General features: G+C 72.4%; 23 protein-coding genes and 1 tRNA gene. 12 read left to right on the forward strand and 12 right to left on the reverse strand.

Annotation, left to right across the window (positions count from 1 at the left end):
* Positions 1–9: 9 nt before the first annotated feature.
* Complete coding sequence (gene pdxR, locus ACW62_RS18960; RefSeq protein ID WP_053205673.1) at positions 10–1,458, reverse strand: MocR-like pyridoxine biosynthesis transcription factor PdxR; 1,449 nt, start codon at positions 1,456–1,458, stop codon at positions 10–12.
* Between the two features lie 66 nt (positions 1,459–1,524).
* Between pdxR and ACW62_RS18965 the strand changes: the two genes are divergently transcribed.
* From ACW62_RS18965 to ACW62_RS18975, 3 genes are all read left to right on the forward strand, one after another.
* Entirely contained in the window at positions 1,525–1,974 is a 450-nt protein-coding gene (locus tag ACW62_RS18965; protein ID WP_053205674.1) for a carboxymuconolactone decarboxylase family protein, read from the forward strand.
* Positions 1,975–1,987: 13 nt separating this feature from the next.
* A complete protein-coding gene (locus ACW62_RS18970) occupies positions 1,988–2,563 on the forward strand; it encodes a helix-turn-helix domain-containing protein (RefSeq protein WP_053205675.1) in 576 nt (191 codons plus the stop codon).
* Positions 2,564–2,695: 132 nt separating this feature from the next.
* Positions 2,696–3,172, forward strand: coding sequence for a DinB family protein (locus ACW62_RS18975; protein WP_053205676.1), 477 nt, complete (start codon positions 2,696–2,698; stop codon positions 3,170–3,172).
* Positions 3,173–3,581: 409 nt separating this feature from the next.
* Here the strand turns inward: ACW62_RS18975 and ACW62_RS18980 are convergent, their stop codons facing one another.
* Positions 3,582–3,848: a hypothetical protein gene (locus ACW62_RS18980; RefSeq protein ID WP_053205677.1), complete on the reverse strand. Its 267-nt coding sequence runs from the start codon at positions 3,846–3,848 to the stop codon at positions 3,582–3,584.
* A gap of 244 nt (positions 3,849–4,092) precedes the next feature.
* Between ACW62_RS18980 and ACW62_RS34155 the strand changes: the two genes are divergently transcribed.
* The 4 genes from ACW62_RS34155 (at position 4,093) to ACW62_RS18995 (ending at position 13,574) form a co-directional block, all read left to right on the forward strand.
* Positions 4,093–4,236 (forward strand): hypothetical protein, encoded by a 144-nt coding sequence (locus tag ACW62_RS34155; RefSeq protein ID WP_157574846.1) that lies wholly within the window; start codon positions 4,093–4,095, stop codon positions 4,234–4,236.
* A gap of 864 nt (positions 4,237–5,100) precedes the next feature.
* Positions 5,101–6,141: a multicopper oxidase domain-containing protein gene (locus ACW62_RS18985; RefSeq protein WP_053205678.1), complete on the forward strand. Its 1,041-nt coding sequence runs from the start codon at positions 5,101–5,103 to the stop codon at positions 6,139–6,141.
* Positions 6,142–6,220: 79 nt separating this feature from the next.
* Positions 6,221–10,306, forward strand: a complete 4,086-nt coding sequence (locus ACW62_RS18990; protein WP_053205679.1) for a ThuA domain-containing protein — start codon at positions 6,221–6,223, stop codon at positions 10,304–10,306.
* Between the two features lie 118 nt (positions 10,307–10,424).
* The gene (locus ACW62_RS18995) at positions 10,425–13,574 is read left to right on the forward strand and encodes an OmpL47-type beta-barrel domain-containing protein (RefSeq protein ID WP_205629464.1); all 3,150 of its coding nucleotides are present in this window, start codon (positions 10,425–10,427) and stop codon (positions 13,572–13,574) included.
* A gap of 51 nt (positions 13,575–13,625) precedes the next feature.
* On the opposite strand, the gene ACW62_RS19000 is transcribed toward ACW62_RS18995, so the two are convergent.
* Positions 13,626–14,450, reverse strand: a complete 825-nt coding sequence (locus ACW62_RS19000; RefSeq protein WP_157574847.1) for a YhjD/YihY/BrkB family envelope integrity protein — start codon at positions 14,448–14,450, stop codon at positions 13,626–13,628.
* A 78-nt stretch (positions 14,451–14,528) separates the two neighbouring features.
* On the opposite strand from ACW62_RS19000, the gene ACW62_RS19005 reads away from it, so the two are divergent.
* Positions 14,529–15,509, forward strand: coding sequence for an NAD(P)H-dependent flavin oxidoreductase (locus ACW62_RS19005; RefSeq protein WP_053205682.1), 981 nt, complete (start codon positions 14,529–14,531; stop codon positions 15,507–15,509).
* 19 nt (positions 15,510–15,528) lie between these two features.
* Positions 15,529–15,605, forward strand: a tRNA-Ile gene (locus ACW62_RS19010).
* Between the two features lie 38 nt (positions 15,606–15,643).
* Here the strand turns inward: ACW62_RS19010 and ACW62_RS34160 are convergent.
* On the reverse strand, positions 15,644–15,784 hold the full coding sequence (locus ACW62_RS34160; RefSeq protein WP_157574848.1) for a hypothetical protein: 141 nt from the start codon (positions 15,782–15,784) through the stop codon (positions 15,644–15,646).
* Positions 15,785–15,953: 169 nt separating this feature from the next.
* On the opposite strand from ACW62_RS34160, the gene ACW62_RS19015 reads away from it, so the two are divergent.
* Positions 15,954–16,697, forward strand: a complete 744-nt coding sequence (locus ACW62_RS19015; protein WP_053205683.1) for a FadR/GntR family transcriptional regulator — start codon at positions 15,954–15,956, stop codon at positions 16,695–16,697.
* A gap of 3 nt (positions 16,698–16,700) precedes the next feature.
* Here the strand turns inward: ACW62_RS19015 and ACW62_RS19020 are convergent, their stop codons facing one another.
* The 7 genes from ACW62_RS19020 to ACW62_RS19050 form a co-directional block, all read right to left on the reverse strand.
* On the reverse strand, positions 16,701–17,414 hold the full coding sequence (locus ACW62_RS19020) for an SDR family NAD(P)-dependent oxidoreductase (protein WP_053205906.1): 714 nt from the start codon (positions 17,412–17,414) through the stop codon (positions 16,701–16,703).
* Between the two features lie 65 nt (positions 17,415–17,479).
* On the reverse strand, positions 17,480–18,295 hold the full coding sequence (locus tag ACW62_RS35900) for an HpcH/HpaI aldolase family protein (protein ID WP_053205684.1): 816 nt from the start codon (positions 18,293–18,295) through the stop codon (positions 17,480–17,482).
* Positions 18,288–19,712: a four-carbon acid sugar kinase family protein gene (locus tag ACW62_RS19030; protein ID WP_169792091.1), complete on the reverse strand. Its 1,425-nt coding sequence runs from the start codon at positions 19,710–19,712 to the stop codon at positions 18,288–18,290. Before ACW62_RS19030 ends, ACW62_RS35900 begins: the two co-directional genes overlap by 8 nt.
* Positions 19,705–20,901 (reverse strand): M24 family metallopeptidase, encoded by a 1,197-nt coding sequence (locus tag ACW62_RS19035; RefSeq protein ID WP_053205686.1) that lies wholly within the window; start codon positions 20,899–20,901, stop codon positions 19,705–19,707. Before ACW62_RS19035 ends, ACW62_RS19030 begins: the two co-directional genes overlap by 8 nt.
* A complete protein-coding gene (locus tag ACW62_RS19040; protein WP_053205687.1) occupies positions 20,894–21,907 on the reverse strand; it encodes a sugar ABC transporter substrate-binding protein in 1,014 nt (337 codons plus the stop codon). Before ACW62_RS19040 ends, ACW62_RS19035 begins: the two co-directional genes overlap by 8 nt.
* A gap of 14 nt (positions 21,908–21,921) precedes the next feature.
* Positions 21,922–22,689, reverse strand: coding sequence for an ATP-binding cassette domain-containing protein (locus ACW62_RS19045; RefSeq protein WP_053205688.1), 768 nt, complete (start codon positions 22,687–22,689; stop codon positions 21,922–21,924).
* Positions 22,686–23,744, reverse strand: a complete 1,059-nt coding sequence (locus ACW62_RS19050) for an ABC transporter permease (RefSeq protein ID WP_053205689.1) — start codon at positions 23,742–23,744, stop codon at positions 22,686–22,688. The genes ACW62_RS19045 and ACW62_RS19050 overlap by 4 nt, the downstream gene beginning before the upstream one ends.
* Positions 23,745–23,905: 161 nt before the next feature.
* On the opposite strand from ACW62_RS19050, the gene ACW62_RS19055 reads away from it, so the two are divergent.
* Positions 23,906–25,177: a DegT/DnrJ/EryC1/StrS family aminotransferase gene (locus ACW62_RS19055; RefSeq protein ID WP_240477353.1), complete on the forward strand. Its 1,272-nt coding sequence runs from the start codon at positions 23,906–23,908 to the stop codon at positions 25,175–25,177.
* Positions 25,174–26,217 (forward strand): amidohydrolase family protein, encoded by a 1,044-nt coding sequence (locus ACW62_RS19060; protein ID WP_053205691.1) that lies wholly within the window; start codon positions 25,174–25,176, stop codon positions 26,215–26,217. The genes ACW62_RS19055 and ACW62_RS19060 overlap by 4 nt, the downstream gene beginning before the upstream one ends.
* On the opposite strand, the gene ACW62_RS19065 is transcribed toward ACW62_RS19060, so the two are convergent.
* Complete coding sequence (locus ACW62_RS19065; protein WP_053205692.1) at positions 26,210–26,710, reverse strand: FBP domain-containing protein; 501 nt, start codon at positions 26,708–26,710, stop codon at positions 26,210–26,212. The two genes, ACW62_RS19060 and ACW62_RS19065, sit on opposite strands and share 8 nt — an antisense overlap.
* Between the last annotated feature and the right edge of the window lie 20 nt (positions 26,711–26,730).

Genomic DNA, 26,730 nt, shown 5'->3' on the forward strand with positions numbered 1-26,730 from the left:
ACGGCGGGTTCAGCCCGGCGTGACCGCCCGGAACGCCGCCGCGAGCCGATCCAGCCCGGCCGGCACGTCCGCCGCGTCGATCGCCCCGTACCCGAGCACCAGCCCGTCGCGCCCGCCGGCCCTCGCCTGATACCTGCCGAGCGGCTCGACGAGCACCCCGCCGGCCCGGGCTCGTCCGGCCACCGCCTCCGCCGTCGCACCGTCGCCGGAGCGCAGCAGCGCGCACACGTGCAGCCCCGCCGCCGACGGCACCCGCTCGAGGTACGGCGCCAGCGCACCGTCCAGCCCGGCCAGCAGCGCCGACCGCCGCTCGCCGTACACCTTCCCCGTCCGCCGGATGTGCCGCGCCAGCAGCCCTTCGTCCATGAACCGGGCCAGCGCGGCCTCCGTCGCCACCGGCCCGTGACCGTCGGCCAGCCCGCGGGCCGTCCGCACGGCCCGGCCGAGCCCCGGCGGCACGACGACGAATCCGAGCCGGAGCCCGGGCAGCAGCGTCTTCGAGAACGTCCCGACGTAGACGACCCGCCCGCCGGCGTCGAGGCCGTGCAGCGGCTCCAGCGGCCGGTCGGCGAACCGGTACTCGCTGTCGTAGTCGTCCTCGACGATGCCCGCGTCGTGCGCGCCCGCCCAGGCCAGCAGCTCGAGCCGGCGCGGCAGCGACATCGCGACGCCGAGCGGGAACTGGTGCGACGGTGTCACGTACACCAGGCGCGCCTCGGCCGGCAGCCGCGACACCACCAGCCCGTCGCCGTCGACCGGCACGCTGACGACCCGCGCGCCGTGGGCCGCGAACGCCTCCCGCGCCGGCGGATACCCCGGCTCCTCGACGGCGACGACGTCACCCGGCGCGAGCAGCACCCGGGCGACGAGATCGAGCGCCTGCTGGGCGCCGCTCGTCACCACGACGTCGTCGGCGCCGGCCAGCACCGACCGTGCGTAGCCGACGTACCGGGCGACGGCGGCGCGCAGGTCGGGGTGGCCGGCCGGGTCGGCGTAGCCGGCAGGCTCGCGACCGCGCCGCCACTGCGCCGCGATCAGCCGGCGCCAGGTGTCGTACGGGAACAGCCGGGCGTCCGGCACCCCGACCCTGAAGTCGTACCGTGCCGCCGCCCGCGGGCCGGGCGACCACGCGGCGTCGTCCCAGCCCGGCCGCGGCCGCAGTCCCTCGTCGCGCGGGACCGAGGGCGCCGCCGCGCCCGTCCCGGCTGCCAGTCCCGCCGCGCCCGCCGCGACGAACGTCCCCGCCCCGACCCGGCCCTCGAGAAAGCCCTCGGCGGTCAGCCGCTCGTACGCCGTCGCCACGGTGCCGCGCGACACGTCCAGCGTCCGGGCCAGCTCGCGCGACGGCGGCAGCCTGTCGCCGGGACGCAGCCGCCCGTCGCGTACGCCGTCGCGCAGGGACCGGTAGATCCGCGCGACGAGGTCGCCGCGGCCGTCGAGGCTGACGTGGAACTCCATTGGACCAATCATCTACCCGTGGATTGTCACTGTGGTGAGACCAATGTAGCGCCGTACGGTGACGTCATGACACGCATGGACATCGCCGCGCTCGCCCCCGCGGCGTACAATGCACTGATCGCGCTCGACAGCCGGGCCCACCAGGGCGACCTCCCGGCAGGCCTACTCGACCTGGTGAAGCTGCGGGTCAGCCAGATCAACGGCTGCGCCTACTGCGTCGACTCGCACAGCCACGACGCCGTCAAGGGCGGCGAGTCGCCGGCCCGCGTCTACGCCGTTGCCGCCTGGGACGAGGGCCCGGCCTTCAGTGCGGCCGAGCGGGCGGCGCTCGCACTGGCGGAGTCGATGACGCGGCTCAGCGAGGGCGCGCCGCGCGTGCCGGACGACGTCTGGGAGCAGGCCCGCGCCCACTACGACGACGCGCAACTGGCCCAGTTGATCATGGTGATCACGACGATCAACGCCTGGAACCGGGTCAGCGTCGCCGTCCGCATGACCCCGGAGTCGTTCGCCTGAGTACCTTGCAGGTATGGGTGACGAAGACGACGCGGTGGTGCGGGCCGTGGGCGTGCGGCTGCGCCGGCTGCGGCACCGGGCCGGGCTGACGCTGGCCGAGTTGTCCGGGCGGACCGGCATCACGCCGAGCACGCTGTCGCGGCTGGAGACCGGCCGCGTGCAGCCGACGCTGGGCCAGCTGCTGCCGCTGTCGCGGGTGTACGGGGTGCCGATCGGCGAGCTGGTCGACGCGCCCAGGGTCGGCGATCCGCGCGTGCACCTGCGGCCGGTGCGCCGGTTCGGCCTGACGTTCGTGCCGCTCACCCGGCAGGCCGGTGGCGTGCAGGCGTACAAGGTGCTGTATCCGCCGGCGGCGACGCTACCGACCCCGGAGCTGCGCACGCACGACGGCCACGAGTGGTTCTACGTACTCTCCGGCGCCGTTCGCCTCGTCCTCGGCGGCGACGAGCACCTGCTGCGGGCCGGCGAGGCGGCCGAGTTCGACACCCGGACGCCGCACTGGATCGGCAACCCGGCCGACGACGGGCCGGCGGAGGTGATCGCGATCTTCGGCACCCAGGGCGAGCGCATCCACCTGCACGACACCTGACGGCGTTGCAGATCTGCACGACGGCGGGCGTCCGGGTCCTCGGGCCACGGACACTGGCGGCATGACCACACAACGGGCGCCACGCCGGGCGCCGGACGCGGCCGCCGCCCGCACCGTCCTGGTGGCTCGCCGGTGACGCGCCGCCGCGACCAGCCGCCACCCCGGACCGGCGCCAGTGAGAAGGACGTCCTCACCGGCTTCCTCGGCTACCTGCGCGAGAGCGTCGTCGCCAAGGTGACCGGCGCGCCCGAGCCTGGCGTTCGCACGCCCGGCGTGCCGTCGGGGACCAACCCGCTCGGGCTGGTCAAGCACCTCGCTCACGTCGAGCGCTTCGTCCTGCTCGGACACGACGTCCGCGACTGGCCGGCGACCTTCCACGCCGGCCCGGACGAGACCGTGGCGAGCGTCGTCCAGGACTACCGCGATGCCATCGCCGACGCCGACCGCGCCGTCGCCGCCTGCACCGACCTCGAGCAGCCCGCCCACTCCGGCCGCCGGCCCGCGCAGTCGATGCGGTGGGCGCTGACCCACCTGATCGAGGAGACCGGCCGCCATGCCGGCCACCTCGACATCCTCCGCGAGCTGATCGACGGCCGCACCGGCCGGTAGGTCGCTCGCCCGGCTGGGCGCTGCGGACCGACGGCGCGATCTACGGCGGCACCTACGAGATGCGCGCTGTTCCGGATCGATCCGTCGACCGGCGCGACCACGGTGCTCGGCGGTGTCGCCGCCGGGCGGAGCGGAGGGATCCTGTCCCTCGCCACCACCGACGACGAGCTGTACATGACTCGCACACGCACCACGTGGCCGAGGTGGGTGGCGGCTACTACCGCACCATCGCCTTCGACGATTCCGGGCGTGTACTGGGGAGCGGCACCAAGGTGAGGCGCTGGACCTCTAGCGCTCATGGTGGGCGGTTTGGTGGCGCTATGGCCCCACCAAACCGCCAACCACCTTGCGGCCCGCCTGTCGTGGTTGAGGGATTCGGGTTGCCCTGGCTACCCGAATCCCTCAACCATCACCCGTAGAGGTCGGAGCGACGGTCGGCGCGGTAGGCCAACTCGGACCAGCGCCGGGCGTCGGCGATCTCGGCGGACTGGCGCGCGGGTGCGCTGGTGAGCACGTGTGACCGTCGGCGTCCGCGGCCGCGCGGCTGGGCCGAGTTCGGGACGGCCGACGCCGAGGAAGCCGGGGCGCCGCCGGGCCAGCCCAGCCGGCGGCGTCCCGGCCCGGCCGCGCCACCGCGCCGGCCCGCCCGGGCGGCGCTGGTGACCAGCCTGGTCATCGGCGCGAAAGCGGGTATTGACGACCGTTTCGCGGTGAGTCATCCTGGGGTCGTCAGCCCCAATTCGTGTGAACGGCCCCCGATCCGTGCGGCACTTTCTCGCCGCTAGAACCGCCGGCCGCTGGGTGGCCGGCAATTCGCGTCGGCGCCGCATAGGAAATCCCGGTCAGGGTCGAGGTGCGCCCGGCATCGACGCTCCGTCAAGTGGCGGCGGAGTGGGCCGGTCGCGGGCTGGAGGGGTGCCGTGACTCCCACGTTCACCGGACTGCGTTCGCTCGCGCGACTGCGCCGCTGGCTGCTCGGACCGGAGCAGCCGAACCTGAGCCTGCGGTTGTCCGTCGGCGTGGTGGCGGTGCTGGCGCTGCTCGCCATGACCAGCGTTCGCTGAGGTGGCGATGACCCTCCCCGTTCGGGTGGGTGACCCACCCTACGGGCGGGCACCGACAGACTCGCCGGACGAAGCAGCCGACGCTCGCCGGACGGAGTCGCCGCCGCAGCGCCGGCCGACTGCGGTACGGCCGGCGACGCGATCCGCGGGTGGCGCGGATCAGGGCGCCCACCGGCGACGATGCCGCCATCGGACCCGCCGTCACACCCGCGAAGCACCGGCCGCCAGACCCCCAGCCGACCAGACCCAGCCCGGCCCGGCCCGGATGCGGGGACCGGCGGCGGACGGGTGACCGGAGCAGGGCCGGGAGACGTGAATCGGTGTCCCTCGCGGCGCATGTGACCACCTCACCTCGGACGAGCGTCATCGTCCGGCGGCCATGCGGGGCCGCCGGTTGCGCTCGTCCGCGGTGTCGTGCCACAGCCTCCGGCCCTGCCCTGCGGTGACCCACACCACTGACGACTGGGACGGTACCGAGCGGGCGGTTGCTGACACAAGCGTTACCTCACGGTAACTTGCAAAAGTCCTCCGTTGCTCGACCTAAGTCGTTCCCAGGACGGCAGCCCACCCGGGCGCAGGCGTAAACCGTCCGCACCGAACGCCAACACAGGCGACACCTGCGCCTTTTCGGTCGAATCGGATCTGGAACGCAGTCGGCGCGAAGCGTTACCAGCCGGAGCATTTGTCGACGAACGTGAAACTTTCCGTTGACGTGCATGCAAAAGCCCCTTTACTGTGCGGAGCCATGTACGGGTCGGAGCGGATCAGCGACCGTCGGGGGTCGTCCATGCCCTGCGGTGGTGATGCCGGCCCCACCCCCGGTCTCCGGTGCTGGTGCCCCGGGACTCACGGAATGGAGACCCCATGGCTGACAACCCCGTCCGACGTGGCTGGCTAGGAAACCTGACCCGCCGGTCGGTGCTGGCCGGCGCGGTCGCGAGTGCGGCCTTCCCCGCAGTCGCCGCGACCACGAGCGCGGCGCCGGCGAGCCCCGGCTCGTCCACGACACCCGGGCTGCGCACGGCCCGGGCGACCGGCACGACCCATCGCGTGACGATGTACGCCGAGACACTGCCCGGCGGCCAGTTCGGCTACGGCCTGGCGCCCGGCGAGGCGACCATCCCGGGCCCGCTGCTGGAGATCGTCGAGGGCGACACTCTGGAGATCACGCTGGTCAACACGACCGACCAGCGGCTGTCCATCCACCCGCACGGCGTCGACTACGACGTCTTCTCCGACGGCTCCGCGTTCAACGCCTCCTACAACCTGCCGGGTGAGACCCGCACGTACGTGTGGCGCACCAGCGAGCGCACGACGACGGCCGGACGGGCCTGGCTGCCGGGCAGCGCCGGCTACTGGCACTACCACGACCACGCCTACGGCGACCACGGCACCCAGGGCCTGCAGAAGGGCCTGTACGGCGGCCTCATCGTCCGCCGCAAGGGCGATCTGCTGCCGGACAAGACGTTCGTCGTGGTGTTCAACGACATGACGATCAACAACAAGATGGCGCCCGAGACGCCGATGTTCGACGCCGTTCTGGGCGAGCGCGTGGAGTGGCTGGCGATCGGCCACGGAAGCATGGAACACACCTTCCACCTGCACGCCCACCGGTGGGCCGACAACCGGACCGGCTACCTCGACGGCCCCAACGACCCCACCCCGGCCGTCGACAACAAGGACCTCAATCCCGGCAGCTCGTTCGGGTTCCAGGTGATCGCCGGCGAGGGCGTCGGCCCCGGCGCGTGGATGTACCACTGCCACGTGCAGTTCCACTCCGACGGCGGCATGTCCGGCGTCTTCCTGGTCCGCAACGAGGACGGCACCATCCCCGACCACGCACAGGAGGCGATCGACCGCTACCACGCAGGACATGGAGGAGGACACGGGGGCCACTCGAGCTAGGGACGAGCGCCCGTACCACTGACACCCAGCAGGGCCGAGAACGCACAGGCACGAGCGCACATCGATCGAAGGAGCAACGATGAGACGCACCAGCCTCGTCCGTCCGGGAGGAGGACCACCGGCGAGATCCGCCCGGTGGCGCCGCACGATCGTCCTGGCGAGCACGGCCGTCCTGGCGCTGAGCGTGACCGCGCTGCCCGCGCAGGGGCAGACCGAGCCGGAGCCGGCCGAGCCCTCGCCGAGTGCCTCCAGCGCACCGGCCGCCAAGTCCCCCGACGCCGCCGACGACGCCAGCCCGGCCGCACGCCAGGCGCTGGCCGCCGCCAAGGCGAACGCCGCCGACGGCGTCAAGGTGCTGGTCTTCCACGGCGCCGCCGCCGAGCAGGACGACCCCGTCGCGGCCGCAGTCGCGGCGGTGCAGGAACTGGGCGCGGCCAGCGGCATCAGCGTCGACGTGTCGTCCGACCCGGCCAGTTTCTCGGCGAACACGCTGGCCGGCTACCGCGGCGTCGTCTTCCTGTCCGCGATCGGCACCGAGCTGACGCCGTCCCAGGAGGATGCGCTCGAGGCCTACATCGAGGACGGCGGCGGCTTCCTCGGCATCGGCGACGCCTCGCGCGCGCAGGAGCGGTCGGAGTGGTTCACCGGGCTGATCGGCACCCGGCCGGTCGGCGCGCTGCCCGACTCGCTCGACGTCGCCTCCGTCAGCGCCACCGCCAGCAACCCGCCGAACGAGGATGCGCCGAAGCTGGTCGACGGCGACGGCAACACCAAGTGGCTCGGGTTCGTGCGGACGGCGCAGATCACCGTCCGGCTGACCGAGCCGGCCGCGGTGAACCAGTACGCGCTGTCGTCGGCCAACGACTCCGCCGGCCGCGACCCGCAGGACTGGACCCTGCAGGGCTCGAACGACGGCACGACCTGGACCGACATCGACCGGCGGACCAACGAGGACTTCCCGGAGCGGTTCCAGACCAAGGCCTACACGATCTCGAACACGACGGCCTACGAGTACTTCCGGCTGGACATCACCCGGAACTCCGGCGACTCGATCACCCAGCTGGCCGAGCTGCAGTTCTTCGCCGGCGAGATGGTAGAGCCGCCGCCGGTGCCGGCGCAGGAGGCGACGGTCAGCATCGTCGACCGCCAGCACCCGGCCAACGACGGGCTGCCGCTGACGCTGACCCGCACGGACCGCTACACCAACTGGGCCCCGAACCCGGTCGGCACGGTGCACACCGTCGCGCAGATCCAGGAGCACACCTACGAACCGGGCGACGGCGCCAACGGCGCGTTCCACCCGATCTCGTGGTGCCGTGACTACGACGGCGGCCGCTCCTTCTACACCGGCATGGGCGGCACGGCGGAGAGCTACGCCGAGCCGGAGTTCCGCAGCCACCTGACCGGCGCCCTGCAGTGGGCCACCGGGCTCGTGCGCGGCGACTGCCAGGCCACCATCGGCGCCAACTACGACATCGAGCGCCTGACGGCCCCGAACCAGCCGGGCCAGCTGGACCAGAACGGCGAGCCGCACGGCCTGGACGTCGCCGCCGACGGCACCGTCTTCTACATCGGCAAGGCGTCCTGCGCCACCGGCCCGATCGCGTCGTGGGACGACCCGAACGTCGGCCGCGGCTGCGGCACGATCCACCAGTGGGACCCGGAGACCGGCGACGTCACGCAGCTGGCCTCGCTCGAGGTGTTCGGCAACCGCGGCAGCGGGAGCGAGCTGGTCAAGGCCGAGGACGGTCTGGTCGGCATCGCGCTGGACCCGTCGTTCACGGACAACGGCTGGATCTACACCTACTGGATGCCGTACGAGTCGCTCGACCGGGAGCGCCGCGTCGGTGACCGGACCGTCTCGCGGTTCACCTACGACCACGAGACCCAGCAGATCGATCTCGACAGCCGCAAGGACCTGCTGTCCTGGGAGACCCAGATCCACAGCTGCTGCCACGCCGGCGGCGGCATGGACTTCGACTCCGACGGCAACCTGTACGTCGGCGTCGGCGACAGCAACTCGTCGGGCGGCTCCAGCGGCTACTCCGGCAACAACTGGACGCAGGAGTTCGGCGGGTACTCGTTCCAGGACGCGCGCCGCACGTCGGGCAACACGAACGACCTGAACGGCAAGATCCTGCGGATCCACCCGGAGGCCGACGGGACGTACACCATCCCCGAGGGCAACCTGTTCACCGGCGAGGAAGAGGGCGGCGGCAAGACCCGCCCGGAGATCTACGTCATGGGCGTGCGCAATATCTCCACCCTCTACGTCGACCCGGTGACGGACTACCTGCACGCCGCGTGGGTCGGCCCGGACGCCGGCAGCCCGAGCCCGGAGCTGGGCCCGGCGAAGTACGAGACGGCGACGATCATCACGTCGGCGGGCAACCAGGGCTGGCCGTACTGCATGGGCAACCGGCAGCCGTACCGCGACCGCGACAACACCGACGCGTCGGTGCTGACCGACTGGTACGACTGCAAGGGCAACCTGCTGAACACCTCGCCGCGCAACACCGGCCTGGTGGACATCCCGGACGCCCGCGACAACATGATCTGGTACTCCCCCAGCGGCGGCAGCCCGGTGTTCCCGGACCGCGGCGACGGGGTCCCGACCTACCAGAACGACGAGGCCACGTACACGTTCCCGTACCTGCGCGGTGGCTGCCAGGCCGTCATGACCGGCCCGACGTACCGCGACGCGCTGGTCGATCCGGACAGCGACATCGCCTGGCCGGACTACTGGGAGGGCAAGTGGATCCTCGGTGACGAGTGCGGCGCGAACAACCGCGTCGCGGTGACCGTCGACCCCGAGGGCATCGAGGAGCAGGCGCCGCCGCTGTTCGCGGAGAGCCTGACCTCGATCATCCCGCAGGGCTCCGCGAACGACCAGCTGCAGAGCTGGATGATGACCTCGCGGTTCGGCCCGGACGGCGCGCTCTACATGAACGACTACAGCGGCGGGTTCTTCAGCCTCACCCCGAACCAGAAGCTGATCCGCGTGGTCTACAACGGCGGCCCCGCCACCCCGGTGGCGACGGCGTCGGCGACGGCCGTGCAGAACAAGCCGCTGACCATCGCCTTCACCGGCGCCCGCTCCGGCGGCGTGTCCTACGCGTGGGACTTCGGTGACGGCGCGACGTCGGACGAGGCGAACCCGCGGCACACCTACGCCGCGGTGGGCTCCTACACGGCGACGCTCACGGTGACGTACGCCGACGGCGAGACCATGACCACCGAGGTCGAGGTCACCGTCGGGTGTGCGGTGCCGGACGACCGCGGCACGGTCCGGCTGCGCGACACCGACACCGGTGTGACGAACGACGTCGTCGGCGAGGGCTGCACGATCAACGACCTCATCGACGACGAGAGCAGCTGGCCGAACCACGGCCAGTTCGTCCGGCACGTCACCGACACCGCCAACGGCCTGGCCGCCGACGGTGTCATCACCGCTCGCGAGAAGGCGACGCTGACCCGGCTGGCCGCGGCCTCCGAGATCGGCGCGCCTGGGGACACCGGCTGGGACGCCATCTTCGACGGGACCGCCGAGTCCCTCGAGGGCTGGACCCAGGCGCCCGGCGGCTTCTTCGAGCTGCAGGGCGACGGGACGATCATCAGCCGCGGCGGGCTGGGCATGCTCTGGTACGAGGAGAAGGAGTTCGCGGACTACTCGATCCGGCTGCAGTTCCGGGACGTGTCACCCGGGACCACGCGCGCCAACAGCGGTGTGTTCATCCGGTTCCCGAACCCGAACCAGCCGCTGGCGGAGCGTCCGGAGTGCGGGCGCGTCGGTTCCGCGGCGAACTCGCCGGCCTGGGTCGCGATCTACTGCGGCCAGGAGATCCAGATCTACGACGGCGAGACCGGCGAGCCGCAGAAGACCGGGTCGGTCTACAACTTCGACCCGATCCAGCTGCCCGGTTCCGGCGCCACGCCGAAGGGCGAGTGGAACGACTACGAGATCCGGGTCGAGGGTCAGCACTACACGATCATCCGCAACGGCGTGGTGATCAACGAGTTCGACAACGTGCCTGGCATCGAGTCGTCTCGCGCGGGTGACCCGCCGACCGACCTGCGCCAGTTCCTCAGCGGATACGTCGGGTTGCAGAACCACGGCAACAACGACCAGATCGAATTCCGCAACATCCGAGTCCGGGAGCTGTAGGACCCGGCGGCCGGCTGGACGGGCGCGACCTCACCCCCTGGGTCGCGCCCGTTCCGGCGGGCCTCGGCCGCCGGGACGCACGGCGTCTCGCGGATTCACGAAAGAGGTGCGGCACTTCATGCTTCTACGACTCTGGGCGGACCTCACCGGCCGCCATCCCTCGACGGGCCGGTCCGGCCGCCGGCGGGTGACGCCCCAGGGCGTCGTCGTCGCGGTGCTGGCCACGGCCCTCATGGCGGTCGGCCTGGTGCCGACGGCGGCCGCCCTGCGCGGCGCGCCGGCGCCCACGCCGTCGTCCGTCTCCGGCAATGCCGAGACGGCGGCCGCGCAGACCCTGACCTGGACCGCCGACAACAGCGTGACGGCGTACCGGTCGGCCCCGACCACCGCGGTCGCCGGGCCGACGACGATCGTCTTCGAGAACAGCACGGCCACCGGTAACACCAGCGGCATGCCGCACACGCTGACGTTCGAGACCGGCGACCCGCAGTACAACCAGGACGTCGACCTCAACATCACGGCGAACCCGTTCGACCCGAACGGCGGCCGGTACGAGGTCGAGGTCAACCTGACGCCGGGCGTCTACCGGTTCTACTGCGCGTTCCCCGGGCACGGCCAGATGACCGGCCTGCTGGTCGTCACCGGCGGCCCGGACGACACCACGCCGCCGGAGGTGTCCGCGCAGGTCACCGGCGACCAGAACGCCGACGGCGACTACGTCGGCGCGGCCACGGTGACGGTGAACGCCACCGACGCCGGGACGGGTGTCGACACCGTCGAGTACAACCTCGACAACGGCGGCTGGCAGCCGTACACCGCGCCCGTGCAGGTGACGGCGATCGGCGCGCACACGCTGCAGTACCGGGCGACGGACAACGCCGGCAACACGTCACCGGCCGGATCGGCGCAGTTCACCGTCGTCGAGCCCGAGCCGGACGACACCACCCCGCCGGACATCTCGGCGGCGGTCACCGGCGAACAGGACGACCAGGGCAACTACATCGGGTCGGCGACGGTCACGGTGACGGCGACGGACGCGCAGTCCGGCGTCGCGTCGGTCGAATACAACCTCGACAACGGCGGCTGGCAGCCGTACACCGCACCCGTGCAGGTGACGGCCATCGGCGCGCACACGGTGCAGTACCGGGCGACCGACAACGCGGGCAACGTCGCGCCGGTCGAGTCGGTGCCGTTCACCGTCGTGGAGCCGGAGCCGGACGACACCACCCCGCCGGACATCTCGGCGGCGGTCAGCGGTGACCAGAACGCCGACGGCGACTACGTGGGGTCGGCGACGGTGACCGTCACCGCGACGGACGCGCAGTCCGGCGTCGCGTCGGTGGAGTACAGCCTGAACGGCGCCGCGTTCGCCCCCTACACCGCGCCCGTCGTGGTGTCGGCGATCGGCGCCCACACGGTGCAGTACCGGGCGACCGACAACGCGGGCAACGTCGCGCCGGTCGAGGCCGTCCAGTTCACCGTCGTCGAGCCGGAGCCGGACGACACCACTCCGCCGGAGGTCGCGGCGGCCGTCACCGGCGAGCAGAACGACCAGGGCGACTACGTGTCGTCGGCGACCGTGACGATCACGGCGACGGACGCGCAGTCCGGCGTGGCGTCGATCGCGTACGCGCTGGACGGCGGCTCGTTCCAGCCGTACACGGCCCCAGTGGTCGTGACGGCGCTGGGTGACCACACGGTGCAGTACCGGGCGACGGACAACGCCGGCAACACCTCGCCGGTCGGGTCCGCCGCGTTCACCGTCGTCGAGCCGGAGCCGGACGACACCACCCCGCCGGACATCTCGGCGACGGTGGCCGGCGACCAGAACGCCGACGGCGACTACATCGGGTCCGCGACGGTCACCGTCACGGCGTCTGACGCGCAGTCCGGCGTCGCGTCGGTCGAGTACAACCTGGACGGCGCCGGCTTCACCGCCTACACGGCGCCGCTGGTCGTCTCGGCGCTCGGTGACCACACGGTCCAGTACCGGGCCACGGACAACGCCGGCAACGTCGCGCCGGTCGAGTCGGTGGCGTTCACCGTCGTCGAGCCGGAGCCGGACGACACCACCCCGCCGGACGTGTCCGCGGCGGTGGCCGGCGACCAGAACCCCGACGGTGCGTACGTCGGGTCGGCGACCGTGACGATCACGGCGACGGACGCCGAGTCGGGCGTGGCGTCGATCGCGTACGCCCTGGACGGCGGCTCGTTCCAGCCGTACACCGCGCCGGTCGTCGTCGCGGCCGTCGGCGACCACGTCGTCCAGTACCGGGCGACCGACAACGCCGGCAACACCTCGCCGGTCGAGTCCGCCGCGTTCACCGTCGTCGCACCGGAGCCGGACGACACCACCCCGCCGGAGACGTCGGCGGCAGTGTCGGGTTCGCAGAACCCGGACGGTGACTACATCGCATCCGCGACGGTGACCGTCACCGCGTCGGATGCCCAGTCCAGCGTCGCGTCGATCGAGTACAACCTGAACGGCGCGGGCTTCACCGCCTACACCGCGCCGGTCGTGGTCTCGTCCATCGGCGATCACACGGTGCAGTACCGCGCGACCGACAACGCCGGCAACGTCGCGCCGGTCGAGTCCGTCGCGTTCACCGTCGTCGCGCCGGAGCCGGACGACACCACCCCGCCGGAGGTCGCGGCGGCCGTCACCGGCGAGCAGAACGCGGACGGCGCCTACGTCGACTCCGCGACCGTGACCGTCACCGCGACGGACGCCCAGTCCGGCGTCGCGTCGGTCGTCTACTCGCTGGACGACGGGGCGTTCGTGCCCTACACGGCGCCGGTCGTGGTGGGTGCGGTGGGCGAGCACACCGTCCGGTACCGGGCGACCGACAACGCGGGCAACGAGTCCGCCGTCGGGTCGGTGACGTTCACCGTCGTCGAGCGCGACGGCGACGCCTGCCCCGACTCCGACACCCGCCCGACGGTGGTCATCGGCGGCCTCGACTCGCTCGTGGCCAACGTCGACCGGGGTGACGGCTGCACCATCAACGACCTCATCGACGACGAGGGCGAGTGGCCGAACCACGGCCAGTTCGTCCGGCACGTCACCGAGGTCGCGAACCAACTGGTCACGGACGGCGTCATCACCACGCGGGAGCGGGGCATGCTGACCCGCACCGCGGCCGCGTCCGAGGTCGGCACGACGCCGCCCCCGGCCGAGCCGGTGGCGGCCAAGGCGCCGGCCTCGGCCGAGCTCGCCGCCGAGCCGTCGATCGAGGAGGCGCTCGCGCAGCACGCCGGGCACCACTAGGAAGGAGACCACGGACGCCCCGGGGACCGCAGCCCCGGGGCGTCCGCGCGTTCAACGCCGGATCCAGCGGCCCAGCCGCCCGTCGTCCGTCGCCACCACCCGGCCCACGACCGCCGCCACCAGGAAACAGAACGCGATCGCGTACAGCCAGGCCAGGTACGTGAACGCGACGCCGATCGAGCCGAACCGGTCGGCGCTGGACTCCAGCGCCCGCGGCAGCCACACCGCCGACACCGGGCGGAGCACGATCATCGTCACCGCGAACAGCAGCGCGCCGGGCAGCAGCAGCCGCGGCCGGACGGCGCCGGCCAGCAGCACCCACGGCAGGAACAGCGTGACCGCCGCGTCCGCCGCGAACGCCACCGCCGACTGCCACGCCCGTGGCTGCGGCAGCCCGTCCGCCAGCGCCGCCAGCTGCCGCACCACGACGACCGCCAGCGCCAGCCCGACGACGGCGGCCAGCCAGCGCCAGGCCGAGCCGAGCCGGCTGCGCGGCCGCGGCAGCGACCACACCGCCGTGAACGCCCGCGTCACCGCGCGCGACAGGCTGGTCGCCGAGATCAGCACGATCAGCACGCCGGCCACCCCGAACGCCGCGCCCGACGACCCCTGCGCCGCGTCGTCGAGCACGTCCTTCGACTCGTCCGGGATCTGCAACGCCTCCGCCGTCGCGTCCGACGCGCTCGCCCCGGCCCACGTCGCGAACAGGATCAGGATCGGCAGCACCGAACTGAACAGCTGCGCCGCCACCGTCATCGCCCGATCGAACACGTCGATGCGCACGCACCCGGCCGCGCTGGTGATCGCGATCCGCCCCGGCCAGCGGTGCAGCAGCCAGGCGGGCGCCCGGATCGGCTCGTTCTCCTCCTGCGACACGGCCCATCCCACCCCGCCGGGCGGCGACGCCGGTACACCCGCGGCGGGTGATGTCCGCGCTCCAGCGATGATGGAGCCATGGCGTTGTCGACGGCGTTCACGGACCTGTTCGGCCTGCGGCACCCGATCGCGCTCGCGCCGATGGGCGGCTCGGCCGGTGGCGCGCTGGCCGCGGCGGTGTCGCAGGGCGGCGGCTTCGGGATCCTGGGCGCCGCGTTCGGCGACCCCGACTGGCTGGACCGCGAGGCGCCGATCGTCGCGTCGCGGCCCGGGCTGCCGTGGGGCGTCGGGTTCCTCACCTGGGGGATCCAGGACGGCGCGGTGGAGCACGCCCTGGAGCACGGCCCGCGGGCCGTCATGCTGTCCTTCGGCGACCCCACCCGGTACGCCGAGCGGATCCGTGCGGCCGGTGCGGCGCTGATCCTGCAGGTCACCGACCTCGAGGAGGCCAAGCAGGCCGTCGACCTGGGCGCCGACGTCATCGTGGCGCAAGGCACCGAGGCCGGTGGGCACGGTGCCCGGCACGGCCGGTCCACGCTGCCGTTCGTGCCCGTCGTCGTGGACCTGGCGGCACCGGTGCCGGTGCTGGCCGCCGGCGGCATCGCCGACGGCCGCGGCGTGGCCGCCGCCCTGGCCCTGGGCGCGGCCGGCGCGCTGATCGGCACCCGGTTCCAGGCGACGGCCGAGGCGCTGGTCGACCCCGTCATCGCCCAGGCGATCGTCGACGGCTCGGCCGAGGACACCGAGCGCAGCACCGTCCTCGACCTCGCCCGCGGCTCCGACTGGCCGTCACGGTATGCGGCGCGCACGCTCGGCCATCCCTACCTCGACCGATGGCACGGTCGGGAGGCCGACCTCGCCGCCGACGCCCATGCCCGGCAGGACTACCCGGACGACGTCGCCCGCGGCATGATCCCGCCGCTCCCCGTCTGGGCCGGCGAGGGCGTCGACCTCATCACCGACCTCCCCGCCGCCGGCGACCTCGTCGCCACCCTGGCCGCCCAGGCCGAGGACGCCCTGGCCCGAGCGGGCCGCCACGCGCCGTCGTCGGCGAGGTAAGGTGCTCGGGCGTGAGCGCGGGGCGGTAGCTCAGCCGGTTAGAGCAGGGGACTCATAATCCCTGGGTCGTGGGTTCGAGTCCCACCCGCCCTACCAGGACACGCCTACCCGAAATCTCGCAGGACGCCGCGCACTCAGCTGTCGCGGTCATGCCGCCCCAAGTGCGGCGCGTGCCACTCCTGCGACGTCCGCCTGAGCGCCACCGCGGCGATCTCCTTGGCCGAAGGGGTCTCCAGCGCGGCCGTCATGCTGTCGACGAACTGCTGCGGTCTCATAGTGTCGACCACACCGACGGAGCCGTCAGCCGGGACGCGGAGGAGAACGATGAGGAGCGGGCCACGCCGGTGAGACCGTGGCGGAGAGCGTCGTCCGGGTGACCTCTGGACACCGGCCCGGACGTTAGGATGGTCGAGGGGTTCACCGGTCAACCTTCGAGAGGATGTCATGGGCGACCTTGCACCGCTGCCCGATCGGCCGCTGCGCCGGCGCGAACCGGCGACGGTCGAGCTGACGCGGGAGTTGCTGACGTATCTCGCGTCCGGCGACGTGACGCCTGGGCAGCGGCTTCCGGGTGAGCGCGCGCTGAGCGAAGCGCTGGGGGTCGGCCGCGCGGCGCTGCGGGAGGCCATCAAGTCGCTCATCCTGCTCGGCGTGCTGGAGCAGCGTCAGGGCGACGGCACGTACCTGGCGAAAGAGCCGTCGAGCCTGCTGCCGAAGGTCATCGAATGGGGCGTGCTGCTCGGGAACAACCAGCTCACCGACCTCATCGAGGCCCGCCAGCTGCTCGAGGTGACCTTGGCGCCGCAGGCGGCGCGCAACCGCAGCGCGGTGGCGGCGGCCCGGCTGACGCAGCTGATCGAGGAGATGCGGGCGGCCAGTCACGACTACGACCGGTACATCGAGGCCGACGTGCAGTTCCATCTGGAGTTGGCCGCGGCGTCGGGCAACGAGGTGCTGACGGGTGTGCTGAGCAACATCCGGTCGCTGATCGAGGCCTGGGCGCACCGGGTCATCGAGTCCGCGCAGGAGACGGAGTCGTCGCTGGCCATGCACGTGCCCGTCCTCGACGCCGTCATCGAGCAGGACGAGGACCGGGCACGTGCGGCCATGCAGGCGCTCATGGACCGGGCGACCCGGCGGCTGCGGCTGTCGCTGCCCGCGGCCGAGCAGCGCGCCGTCGAGAGCTGAGTGTCACCAGAGCGTCTGGCCGCCCTCGATCACCAGGTTGTGGCCGGTCATGTAGTCGGACGCGGGGCTGGAGAGGTACACGATGCCGCCCTGGAGATCCTCGACCTCGCCCAACCGGCCGGCCGGGATGGAACGCACCCACTCGTCGACGAGCGGGGCGAGGTCGGGCGACTGCTCGATCAGCGCGGTCCGGATGATTCCCGGCGACATGCAGTTCACCCGGATGCCGCGCGGTGCCCACTCGGCGGCCAGGGTGCGGGTCAGCGTGACGACGGCGCCCTTCGACGCGTTGTACGAGACCTGCTTCTGCGGGTGCGGGACGATGAGCGAGGCCATCGACGCGGTGTTGACGATCTTGCCGTAGCCGTGCGGGAACATGGCCCGCGCCTCGGCCTGGCAGGCGAGGAACACGCCCCGGGTGTTCACCGCGAAGACGCGGTCCCACTCGTCCAGCGTGGTCTCCTCCGCCGCCGAGTTGAGGTTGATCCCGGCGTTGTTGACGGCGATGTCGAGCCGGCCGAAGTGCGCGACGACCCGGGCGACGAAGCCGTCGATCTGCTCGGGGTCGGAGGCGTCGGCGCCGACGGCGAGCGCGGCGATCCCGTTCTCGCCGAGCTCGCCGACGACCTGCTCGGCACGGTGCGGGTCGAGGTCGATCACCGCCACGTTCGCGCCGGCCTCGCCGAGGGCGTGCGCGAAGGCCCGCCCGATCCCCATGCCGGCGCCGGTGATCAACGCGGTGCGTCCGGTGAGGTCGAACCGGCCGAGGATCCCGCTCCTGCTCACTGTGCTGCCTCCTTGACGTCGTGACGGGCGCCGTCCAGCGCCGCGGCCGCCGCCACGAGCTCGCGGGCCGCCCGGCCGAACAGGTCGATCGAGGTGATGAGGAACATCGACGCACCCAGAGCGTGCCATTCCTTGATCTCGTGTGCGGACTTGACCAGCACCGCGGCGGTGGTCCGCTCGCTGCGGACGACCTCGGCGACGACCTGCTCGACGGCGGCGCGCACCCGCGGGTGGTCGCCCTGTCCAGGGAAGCCGAGCGACACGGACAGGTCGCCCGGCCCCACCCAGACGCCGTTGACGCCAGGAGTTGCGACGACCTCGGCGGCGTTGCGCACCCCGGCCTCGTCCTCGACCTGCACGACGACGACGGTCTGTGCGGCGGCCCGGGCGAGGTACTCGTCGATCGGCTCGTCGCCGTACCGGCCGCCGCGGGTGCTCACCGCGAGACCACGGCGGCCGCGCGGCGGGTAGTGGGCGCTGGCGACCGCCTCGCCGGCCTCGGCGCCGTCGGCGACGTGCGGGATGATCACCCCCGCGGCGCCGGCGTCGAGCGCCCGGAGGATGTCGAGCGGGGAGTTCGACCCGACCCGGACCAGTGCGTCGATGCCGGCGCTGCCGGCGGCGCGCAGGTGGTGCTCGAGCAGCAGGTCGTCGCCGGCCCCGTGCTCGGTGTCGATCACCACCAGGTCGAACCCGAGGTACCGGGCCTGCTCGACCAGGGCAGGGTTGGGCATCTTGACGATCAGCCCGAGCACCGGGTCGCGGTCGCGTAGGCGGTCCGCGAACGAACGGCTGCGGTTCGGGTCAGGCACTGGGGTCTCCTTCTGCGAGCCGGGTGACGGCGACCGCGAGGCTTGCGCGGTCGCCGACGTTGCCGGGGAACACGACGTAGGGCAGCTCAGGCCGGGAGCCGTCGAGCAGCCGCCATACCGGCACCATCCCCGGGAACAACTGGCCGAGGACGACGGCCCGGGTCGCGCCGAGCGCCCGCGCGGGGACGTCGTGCGAGGTGATCCCGCCCTTCGCGACGAGGAAGCCCAGCCGCGTCGACTCGGCGATCCGGCGCACTGTCTCGGTGAGGGCGGCCGCCACCCGCCGGCTGGCGCCGATCGGGTTCTCGCCAGCGGGCGCGGCGACGACCTGCCGGGAGGTCTGCAGCACAGTCGTGACGGACGGCACGGCGGCCCGGACGGCGGCGGCCGCCCGCCCGATCTCGGCCTCCAGCGCCGCCTCGTCGCCGGCGACGACCACCCCGGCGTCGAGCTCGACGAGCGAGACCGGCCGGCTCCGCCGCAACTCGTCCACCTGGGCGTTGGTGAGCCCGGTGTGGCTGCCGACGACGACCAGCCCGCTCGCCGCCGCGCCGGCGCGACCCGGCCACGGCTTCGGCAGCGGCTGCCCGGCGAGTGCCCGTACCGCCGTAGGGCCGGTCCGATAGACGACCTGCAGGCCGTCCTCTTCGGCCAGCGCGCAGCCGGCCGCCACCGCGGCAAGGTCACCGCCGGTCACCGCCTCGGCGATCCAGACGTCGTCGTGGTGTCCGTGACGTAGTTCGTCGCGGACCCGCTCGGGGCCGGACCCGCTGCGCAGCCGCGCCAGGTCCAGCACCCGCACCTGGGCGACGTCGTCCCGCAACCGGCGGCGCACCCAGGCGGCCAGCTCCACGTCGTCGTAGCCGAACGCCGGGTCCGCGGCGTACTCGGTCGCAGCGGCCGGGACCAGCACGCCGTCGCCGACCCACTGCACGCCGCGGGCGGTGAACCGGCCCGCCTCGACGAAGGCCGGCGCGAACACGACCCGCTGCCGCTGCGGGGCGCCGGCGGCAGCCCGGACGGCCGCCACCTCCTCCCGGACGTGCCCACGCAGGGTCGAATCGCTCCGGCTCACGTACCGCACCGGACGGCCCAGCCGCTCGCCGACCCGGCCGGCCGCGGCCGCCGCGTGCGACGTCACCCGGCTCGCCTCGGACGCCGTCAGCGCGCGGCTGTTCGTCAGCACGAAGGCGAGGTCGTGGCCCCGCGCCGCCCAGGCCAGGTCATCCGCGGTCCACTCCCCCATGACGACCGGCACGTCGCGGACGCACTGGGTGCCGGTGGGGTCGTCGTCGATCACGACGGTCCAGGTGCGGCGCCGCACGGCGGCGGCCCGAACCGCGGCCAGGTCGTCCGCCTCGCGCCGTGCGGTGGGCGGCCGGTCCAACTCGGCGATCGTCACGGCCGGCCTAGTCATGGACGACCGTGTAGCCGCGGCCGATGTCCCCGGGCGCCTCATATCCGTCCGCCGTCACGATGAGGGTGTCCTCCAGCTTCACGAAGCCGACCACCGGATCCTCGATCCAGGTCTCGATGGACAGCACGTTGCCCTCGGCCAGCGGGGTGTTCGCGTGGTCCGCCGGGTAGGGCACCGGGCCGGTCGCCGTCAGCCGCGGGACCTCGTGGGTGATCAGGCCCATGCCGTGCGCCAGGAACGTCATGCTCGCGGCGTGCGGGCTGGCAGCCACCAGGTCGGCGGCGATCTCGTAGATCGCCGAACCCGGGTTGCCGGCCCGGACCACGGTCCGGACCTGCTGCTGGACGTGCTCGATCTCGGCCATCAGGTCGACCATGCGGTCGGTCGGCTCCCCGTGGACCGCCATCCGGGCGAGATCACCGATGTAGCCGTCGTACATGCCGCCGCTGTCGAGCGAGATCACGGTGCCGGGGCGCCAGGGTTCCTGCGACGGCGCCCGGTTGAGGCTCGGCCCGGTGGCGATCAGGCAGTAGTCGAAGACCAGCCCGCGGCTGGTCTGCTGGCGGCGGAACTCCTCCACGATCTGGTGCCTGGTGAAGCCGGGGCGCACTGTGGCGAAGGTCGCCAGCATCGAGTCGATGATCCCCTCCGACGCCTTCCGGACCAGCGCCAGCTCCGCGGCGGACTTCTGCCCGCGCAAGGACTCCAGGATCGGGTGCGCGTCGACGAACTCGGCGTCCGGCAGCTCGCGCCGCAGCTCGTCCAGCGCGTCCGCGGGGATGAAGGCGTACTCGACGGCGATGCGCCCGGTCGCGGCCCCGCGACGGGTGATCGCGGCGGCCGCCGTGCGAGCCGAGTCGAGGCTCGACCAGCTCACGTTCTGGATCTCGCCGACCCAGAGCGGGTGGACGTCGGTGCCCCAGTCCTCGTTGCCGCAGCCAACGTAGAACGAGTCCTCCGGCCGGCCCGCGACGTACCCGACGACGGGCAGGTAGCGGCTGACCCCGATGGCGTCCATGCCGGCGAAGAAGAAGTAGCGGTAGCCGCCGAGCAGGTACTGGACGTTGTGCCGCGTGGTCGCGAGGACAACGTCGATCCCGGCCTCCTGCAGCAGTTGGTCGAGTCTCTCGGCCTGGAACGGTGCGGGCACCTGACCTCCTGGTGGGCGATGCGACGATCGGTCAGCCATGGTTCTCCGAGCAGTCGGGCACCTCGGGTCGCGCGGTGCCGGCCTCGATCTCCTCGATCAGCGCCAGCACCTGCGCGGCGGTGTCCTCGGTGATCAGCGGCTGCGACGGGATCTCGCAGTCGGCGGCAACGGCGTCGTCGGCCGCGAGCCGGCTGGCCACCTGGATCGCCGTCGCGCCGAAGATCTCGCTCGGGTAGCTGGTGCTGGCGTCCTGAATCTCGCCGTTGGAGATCAGCTCCAGGTTGGCGGTCTGCCCGTCGCCGCCGATCACCGCCAGGTCCGCGCCCGCGGCGCGCAGCGCCTCGATCCCGCCGAGCAGCGCGATGTCGGTGTCGCTGAAGATGCCGGCCAGCTCCGGATGAGCGGTCAGCATGTTCTCGGTGAGCTTGCGCGCCTTGGTCGGGTCACACTGGGTCTCGCCGATCTGGACCTGGGTGATGTTGGCCGGCAGCCCCTCCGCGAACGCGGAGCGCCGCCCGTCCATCTGGGCGTTGCCGATCCCGCAGCCGATCACGCCCAGCTCGCCGCCCTCGGGCAGCAGCTCACCCATGTACTCCCCCGCGGCCCGGTAGCCGGCGGACTCGTCGTAGGCGATGTGCACCGTCGGCTCGAGGTCGGGGATCTCCTGGATCATCGAGATCACGTCGATCCCAGCCTCCTCCGCCTTGTTCAGGACGGGCGACAGCTGGGCCGCGTATTCGCCGGGGTCGACCACGATGACGTCGAACCGCTGGGTGATCGCGTCCTCGACCTTCGCGATGATCGGCGTCGGGTCACGCCGCTGCGGGCCCGCCTGGACGTCGACCGTCACGCCCAGCCGGTCGGCCTCGGCCCGGGCGCCGGCCGCCTCACGGCTGTACGCCTCGTCGTTGAGCGTGGGGAGCAGGTACATGACCTTGATCTCGGTGTCCGTCGACGCCTCGCCGCGCGCGGAACATCCGGCGAGGCCGCCGGCCACGGCGCCGGCGCAGACGACCGCCGTTGCGGTCCTCATCAGCTGGTTCATGGGTGCCCTTCCTTTTATCGTTGCGGCGATCCGACGATCATCGAGACGAGCCGGTGCTCGTTCTCCTTGCTGGCGGCGGCGTTCCCGACGACCCGGCCCTGCCGCAGGACGGTGGCCCGGTCGGCGATCTGGAGGACGTGCTCCATGTTGTGGGAGATCAGCACGACCGACATCCCTCGCTCCGGCAGCGACCGCACCAGCTCGATCACCTGCCGGCTCTCCCGGATGCCGAGCGCCGCGGTGGGCTCGTCCAGCACGACGACCCGGCTGGCGAACGCCGCCGCCCGGGCCACCGCGACCGCCTGCCGCTGGCCGCCGGACATCAGGCCGATCGGCTGGCGCGGGTCGGGGATGGTGACCTGGAGCTCGGCCGACGCCGTCTTCCAGGCCGCGAGCATCTGACGATTGCGCAGGTAGCCCAGCGGCCCGAGCCAGCGCGGTGTGCGGTGCTCGCGGCCCATGAACATGTTCGCGAGGACGTCGAGGTTGTCGAAGACCGCGAGGTCCTGGTAGACGGTCTCGATCCCGGCGCCGCGCGAGTCCGCGGGGCTGCGGAAGTGCACCGCCTCCCCGTCGATGCGCAGCTCGCCCGCGTCCAGTTGGTGCACGCCGGCGATGACCTTGACCAGGGTCGACTTCCCGGCCCCGTTGTCGCCGAGCAGCGCGACGATCTCACCCTCGTACAGTTGGAAGTCGACGCCGTTCAAGGCGGTGACGTGGCCGAACGTCTTGTACCCGCCGGTGATCTGCAGCAGCGGCGCGGTGGTCGTCGCCGAGTTCATCGTTCCACCTCCAGCGCGGTCAGCCGCTTCACGCGTTCCTCGAGCCGGCGGCGGATCACGTCGAGCTCGAGCGCGGCGAGCACGATGACCCCGACGGCGACCTGCTGCATGTACGGGCTCACGCCGAGCAGGTCCAGGCCGTTGCGGATGGTGCCGAGGATCAGCGCTCCGACCAGCACGTTCACGACGGTCCCGCGGCCGCCGAACAGGCTCGCGCCGCCGATGACGACGGCGATGATCGAGTCCAGCTCGGCGCCCGTTCCGGCCAGCGGGGTCGCGGTGTTGGTGCGCCCGGCGGCGATGATCCCGGCGCACGCGGCGGTGACCCCGGAGATGACGAACGCCGCCATCGTGATCCGGCCGACGGGCAGGCCCATTCGCGTGGCGCCCTCCGGGTTGCCACCCAGCGCGTAGAGCCACCGGCCCCACTGCGTCCGGGTCGTGACGTACCAGAGCAGCAGCCCGAGCGCGCCGACGAGCAGCACGGGCGTCGGCACCGGGCCGAGTTCGCCGCCACCGATCGTCGTGATCAGCTCCGGCACGCCGACGACGGCGGTGCCGTCGGTGAGCAGCTGGGCCGCTCCGGCCGCCGCGCCGAGCGTCGCCAGCGTGACGATGAACGGCTGCGGCAGCCGGCCCCAGACGATCACGGCGCCGTTGATCGTCCCGATCAGCGCACCGCCGAGCAGCGCGAGCAGGAGGAACTGCCAGCCGTTGCCGGTCCCGCCGACGACTGCGGCGAACACCACCGAGAACCCGATGACGGAGCCGACCGAGATGTCGATGCCCCTGATGAGCACGACGATCAACTGGCCGAGCGCCAGAGCCATCACGATCGAGCTCTGCGCACCGAGGTTCTGCAGGTTGCCGGAGGTCAGGAAGTACGGCGAGGCCACGGTGAAGACCACCGCGAGGATCGCCAGCAGCAGCGTCGGGCCCAGGCGGATCACCGCCAGCAGCAGCCGCGCGGAGGCGGCCTGCTGGCCGTCACCCGGCGGTGCGGGCGCGTGCTCGGTGCCTGGGTCGGAGCGACGCTCGATGAACGCTCGGATCAATGGTGTCCCTCTCGGGTCATGGAGTGCCGGGCGCGGGAGCCGGGACGGCGCCATGGCAGCCGCAGTGGATGTCGTCGTAGGCGGCACCATAGAGTTTCGGCCACAATTGGTCAACCGGTTGACCGATCCTGTTCATGCTCCGTACGCTGGCCGACGTGACGATGGAACTTGCGATCGAGGGCGGCCCGGCCGCCTTCGGACATGAAACCCCTCGGTATCCGAGCTTCTCGGCAGCGATCCTGGAGCGGCTGGTCCAGGTGATCAGCACCGGGCCGACGCAAGGGCTCTCCAAGCACCATCCGGTCGTCGGAGAGTTCGAGCGGGCGCTGGCCGAGTTCCACGAGGTGCCGCACTGCCTGAGCGCGAGCTCCGGGCACGGCGCGCTGCAGTCCGCGCTGATCGGGCTGGAGATCGCCGACGGCGATCACGTCATCACGTCGCCGTACTCCTGGGGCGCGTCGGTGTCGTGCATCCTCCACAACGGCGCGGTCCCCGTCTTCTGCGACGTGAGCGCGGAGACCGGCCTCATCGACCCGGGCAGCCTGGAGCGGGCACTGACGCCGCACACCCGCGCCGTCCTGGTGCCGCACCTGTATGGACAGGTCAGCGACATGACCGCGATCCTCGACTTCGCCGACCGCCACGGCCTGGCCGTGATCGAGGACGGTAGCCAGGCGCACGGTGCCCGCCACCGCGGCCGGCGCCTCGGGTCACTCGGCGATGCCGCCGGCTTCTCGATCAACGGCGTCAAGCCGCTGGCGACGACCGAGGGCGGCTACCTCGTGACCCGTCACGAGTCCGTCTACTGGACGCCGACCATCAGCGCACAGCACGCCGGGCGCGGCGAACTGATCGGGCGCGCCAGTGAACCGGGCTTCCCCGACGACCTGCGCGACCTCGTCGACACGCTCGTCTACACCTACCGGCCCAACCTCGCCTCGCTGATCCTGGCGCTGGACCAGCTGCCGCACGTCGACGAGCTCAACGCGAACCGGCGCGGCAACGCCGAGGCACTGCGGAAGAAGATCGACGACCTCGACCTGTTCTCGATGCCGGCCTATCCGGCCGACGACACGCCCGTCTACCACATGGTCACAATCAACGTCCGCGTCCCGGAGTGGCGCGACGCGATCCTGGGGGCGCTGCAGGCCGAGGGCGTCCCGGCGGTCACCTACGTGGCCCGCGGCCTCAACGAGTCGCCGCGGCTGAGCCCGTCGTACGCCGGGCCGAAGGTGATGTGGACCGGCACCGTCCGGCGCTCCGGGTACGACGCGACGGCGGCGGACCTCCCAGGTATGCGGACGAAGGTGGCCGCGTCGATCGAGATCCCGTGGAACTACGTCGAGGAGAACGAGGACCTGACCACGGACCTGGCGCTCGCCTTCGCGAAGATCCAGGCCAACCCCGGCGCGCTGCGGCGGCTCGCCTCATGACCAGCCGGCTCGCTCGCGCCGCGGCCGGGCCGCACGACGGCTACCGGTCCCGCTTCCACGGGCAGATCGTCGACGTCCACACGCACTTCTCCGTCGGCGCCGGCGACGCGGCCGTCGCGGCCATGCGGGCCGCGGGCCTCGGCGGGCTGGTCAACCTCGTCGGCGCCTGGCCGCCGCAACCGTTCGAGGAGTGGCGGGCCGGCTGGAGCGGCGACCGCGCGGTCGCCGGGATGGTCCTCTTCCACGCTCCTGACCTCGCGGGCATCGGCTCCCCCGGCTTCGAGCGGGACCTCGCCGACGACGTCCGGCGCGCCTTCGAGCTGGGTGCCCGCGGCCTCAAGATCTGGAAGCAGCTGGGCCTCTGGCTCACCGACGCGAGCGGCGACCGGGTCGCCGTCGACGACGAGCGGCTGGCGCCGATGTGGGACTGCGCCGCACGGCACCGGCGTCCGGCCGGCATCCACATCGCCGACCCGCAGCCGTTCTTCCAGCCCGTCGCGCCGGACAACCCGCGCTACACCGAGCTGCTCGAACGACCCGACTGGTCCTTCGCCGGCGACGAGTTCCCTCGCCTGGAGACGCTGCACGACGAGTTCGAGCGGCTCGTGTCGGCGCATCCGGCGACGGACTTCGTCGCACTGCACGGCGGCTGCTTCATCCCGTTCGATCGCCTGCACCGGATGATGCGGAGGTACCCGAACCTCTGGCTGGAGACGTCGGCACGCGTCCTCGACCTCGCCCAGGAGCCGGCGGCGGCCCGGGCGCTGCTGTGCGACTTCGCCGACCGGGTGCTCTTCGGCAGCGACTACGCGCGCATGGCCGGGTGGCTGGACCAGCCGCTGCCCGGCGAGTATCCCGACCTCACCCAGGCCTTCTACGCGCGGAATCTGGCCTTCTTCGAGACCGGCCTGGACGGGATCGGCAACCCGTTCCCGTTCCAGTCCGAGGCGACGGTCCGAGGCCTGGACCTGCCCGATGATGTCCTGGAGCAGCTGTACTTCCGGAACGCACAGCGGCTGCTGGGCCTGCCGGCTACCTGAGCACGGAGTCGACGAACGCGGCGAGGTTGCGGCGGGCGCGGGCGATCTTCTCCTCGACGGGGGTGGTCTCGATGGGCTGGACGGCGACGACGGCCTTCTTGCGGCCGCGGACGTAGAGCGAGCAGGCGAGGTCGGCGCAGAGGTACTGGCCGACGCTGTTGCCCTGGCGGCCGGCCTCGCCGGCGCGGCGCGCGGTCATGAGCGACACGCCCCCGCCGGTGTGCGCCGTCATGCAGAGCGAGCACATGCTGCTGTGCGTGAAGCCCCGGCCGGACTTCGGGTTCGCCCGCAGCGTGATGCCGAGCAGGCCGCCGTCGTCGCGGGTGGTGACGAGGTAGCCGCGGTCGGGCGCGCCGGGGTCGCGCCAGCCGAGGAAGTCGAGGTCGTCCCAGGGCTGCTCGTCGAGGTCGCGCGGGACGGCCAGCCGCTTCGCCTCGCCCTTGGAGCAGTTGACGAAGGAGCGGCGGATGTCGTCCTCGGTGACCGGCCTCATGCTCGCGACGCTAACCCGGC

Origin of the sequence: Jiangella muralis (assembly GCF_001270745.1) — a bacterium.
Taxonomy (GTDB): Bacteria; Actinomycetota; Actinomycetes; order Jiangellales; family Jiangellaceae; genus Jiangella; species Jiangella muralis.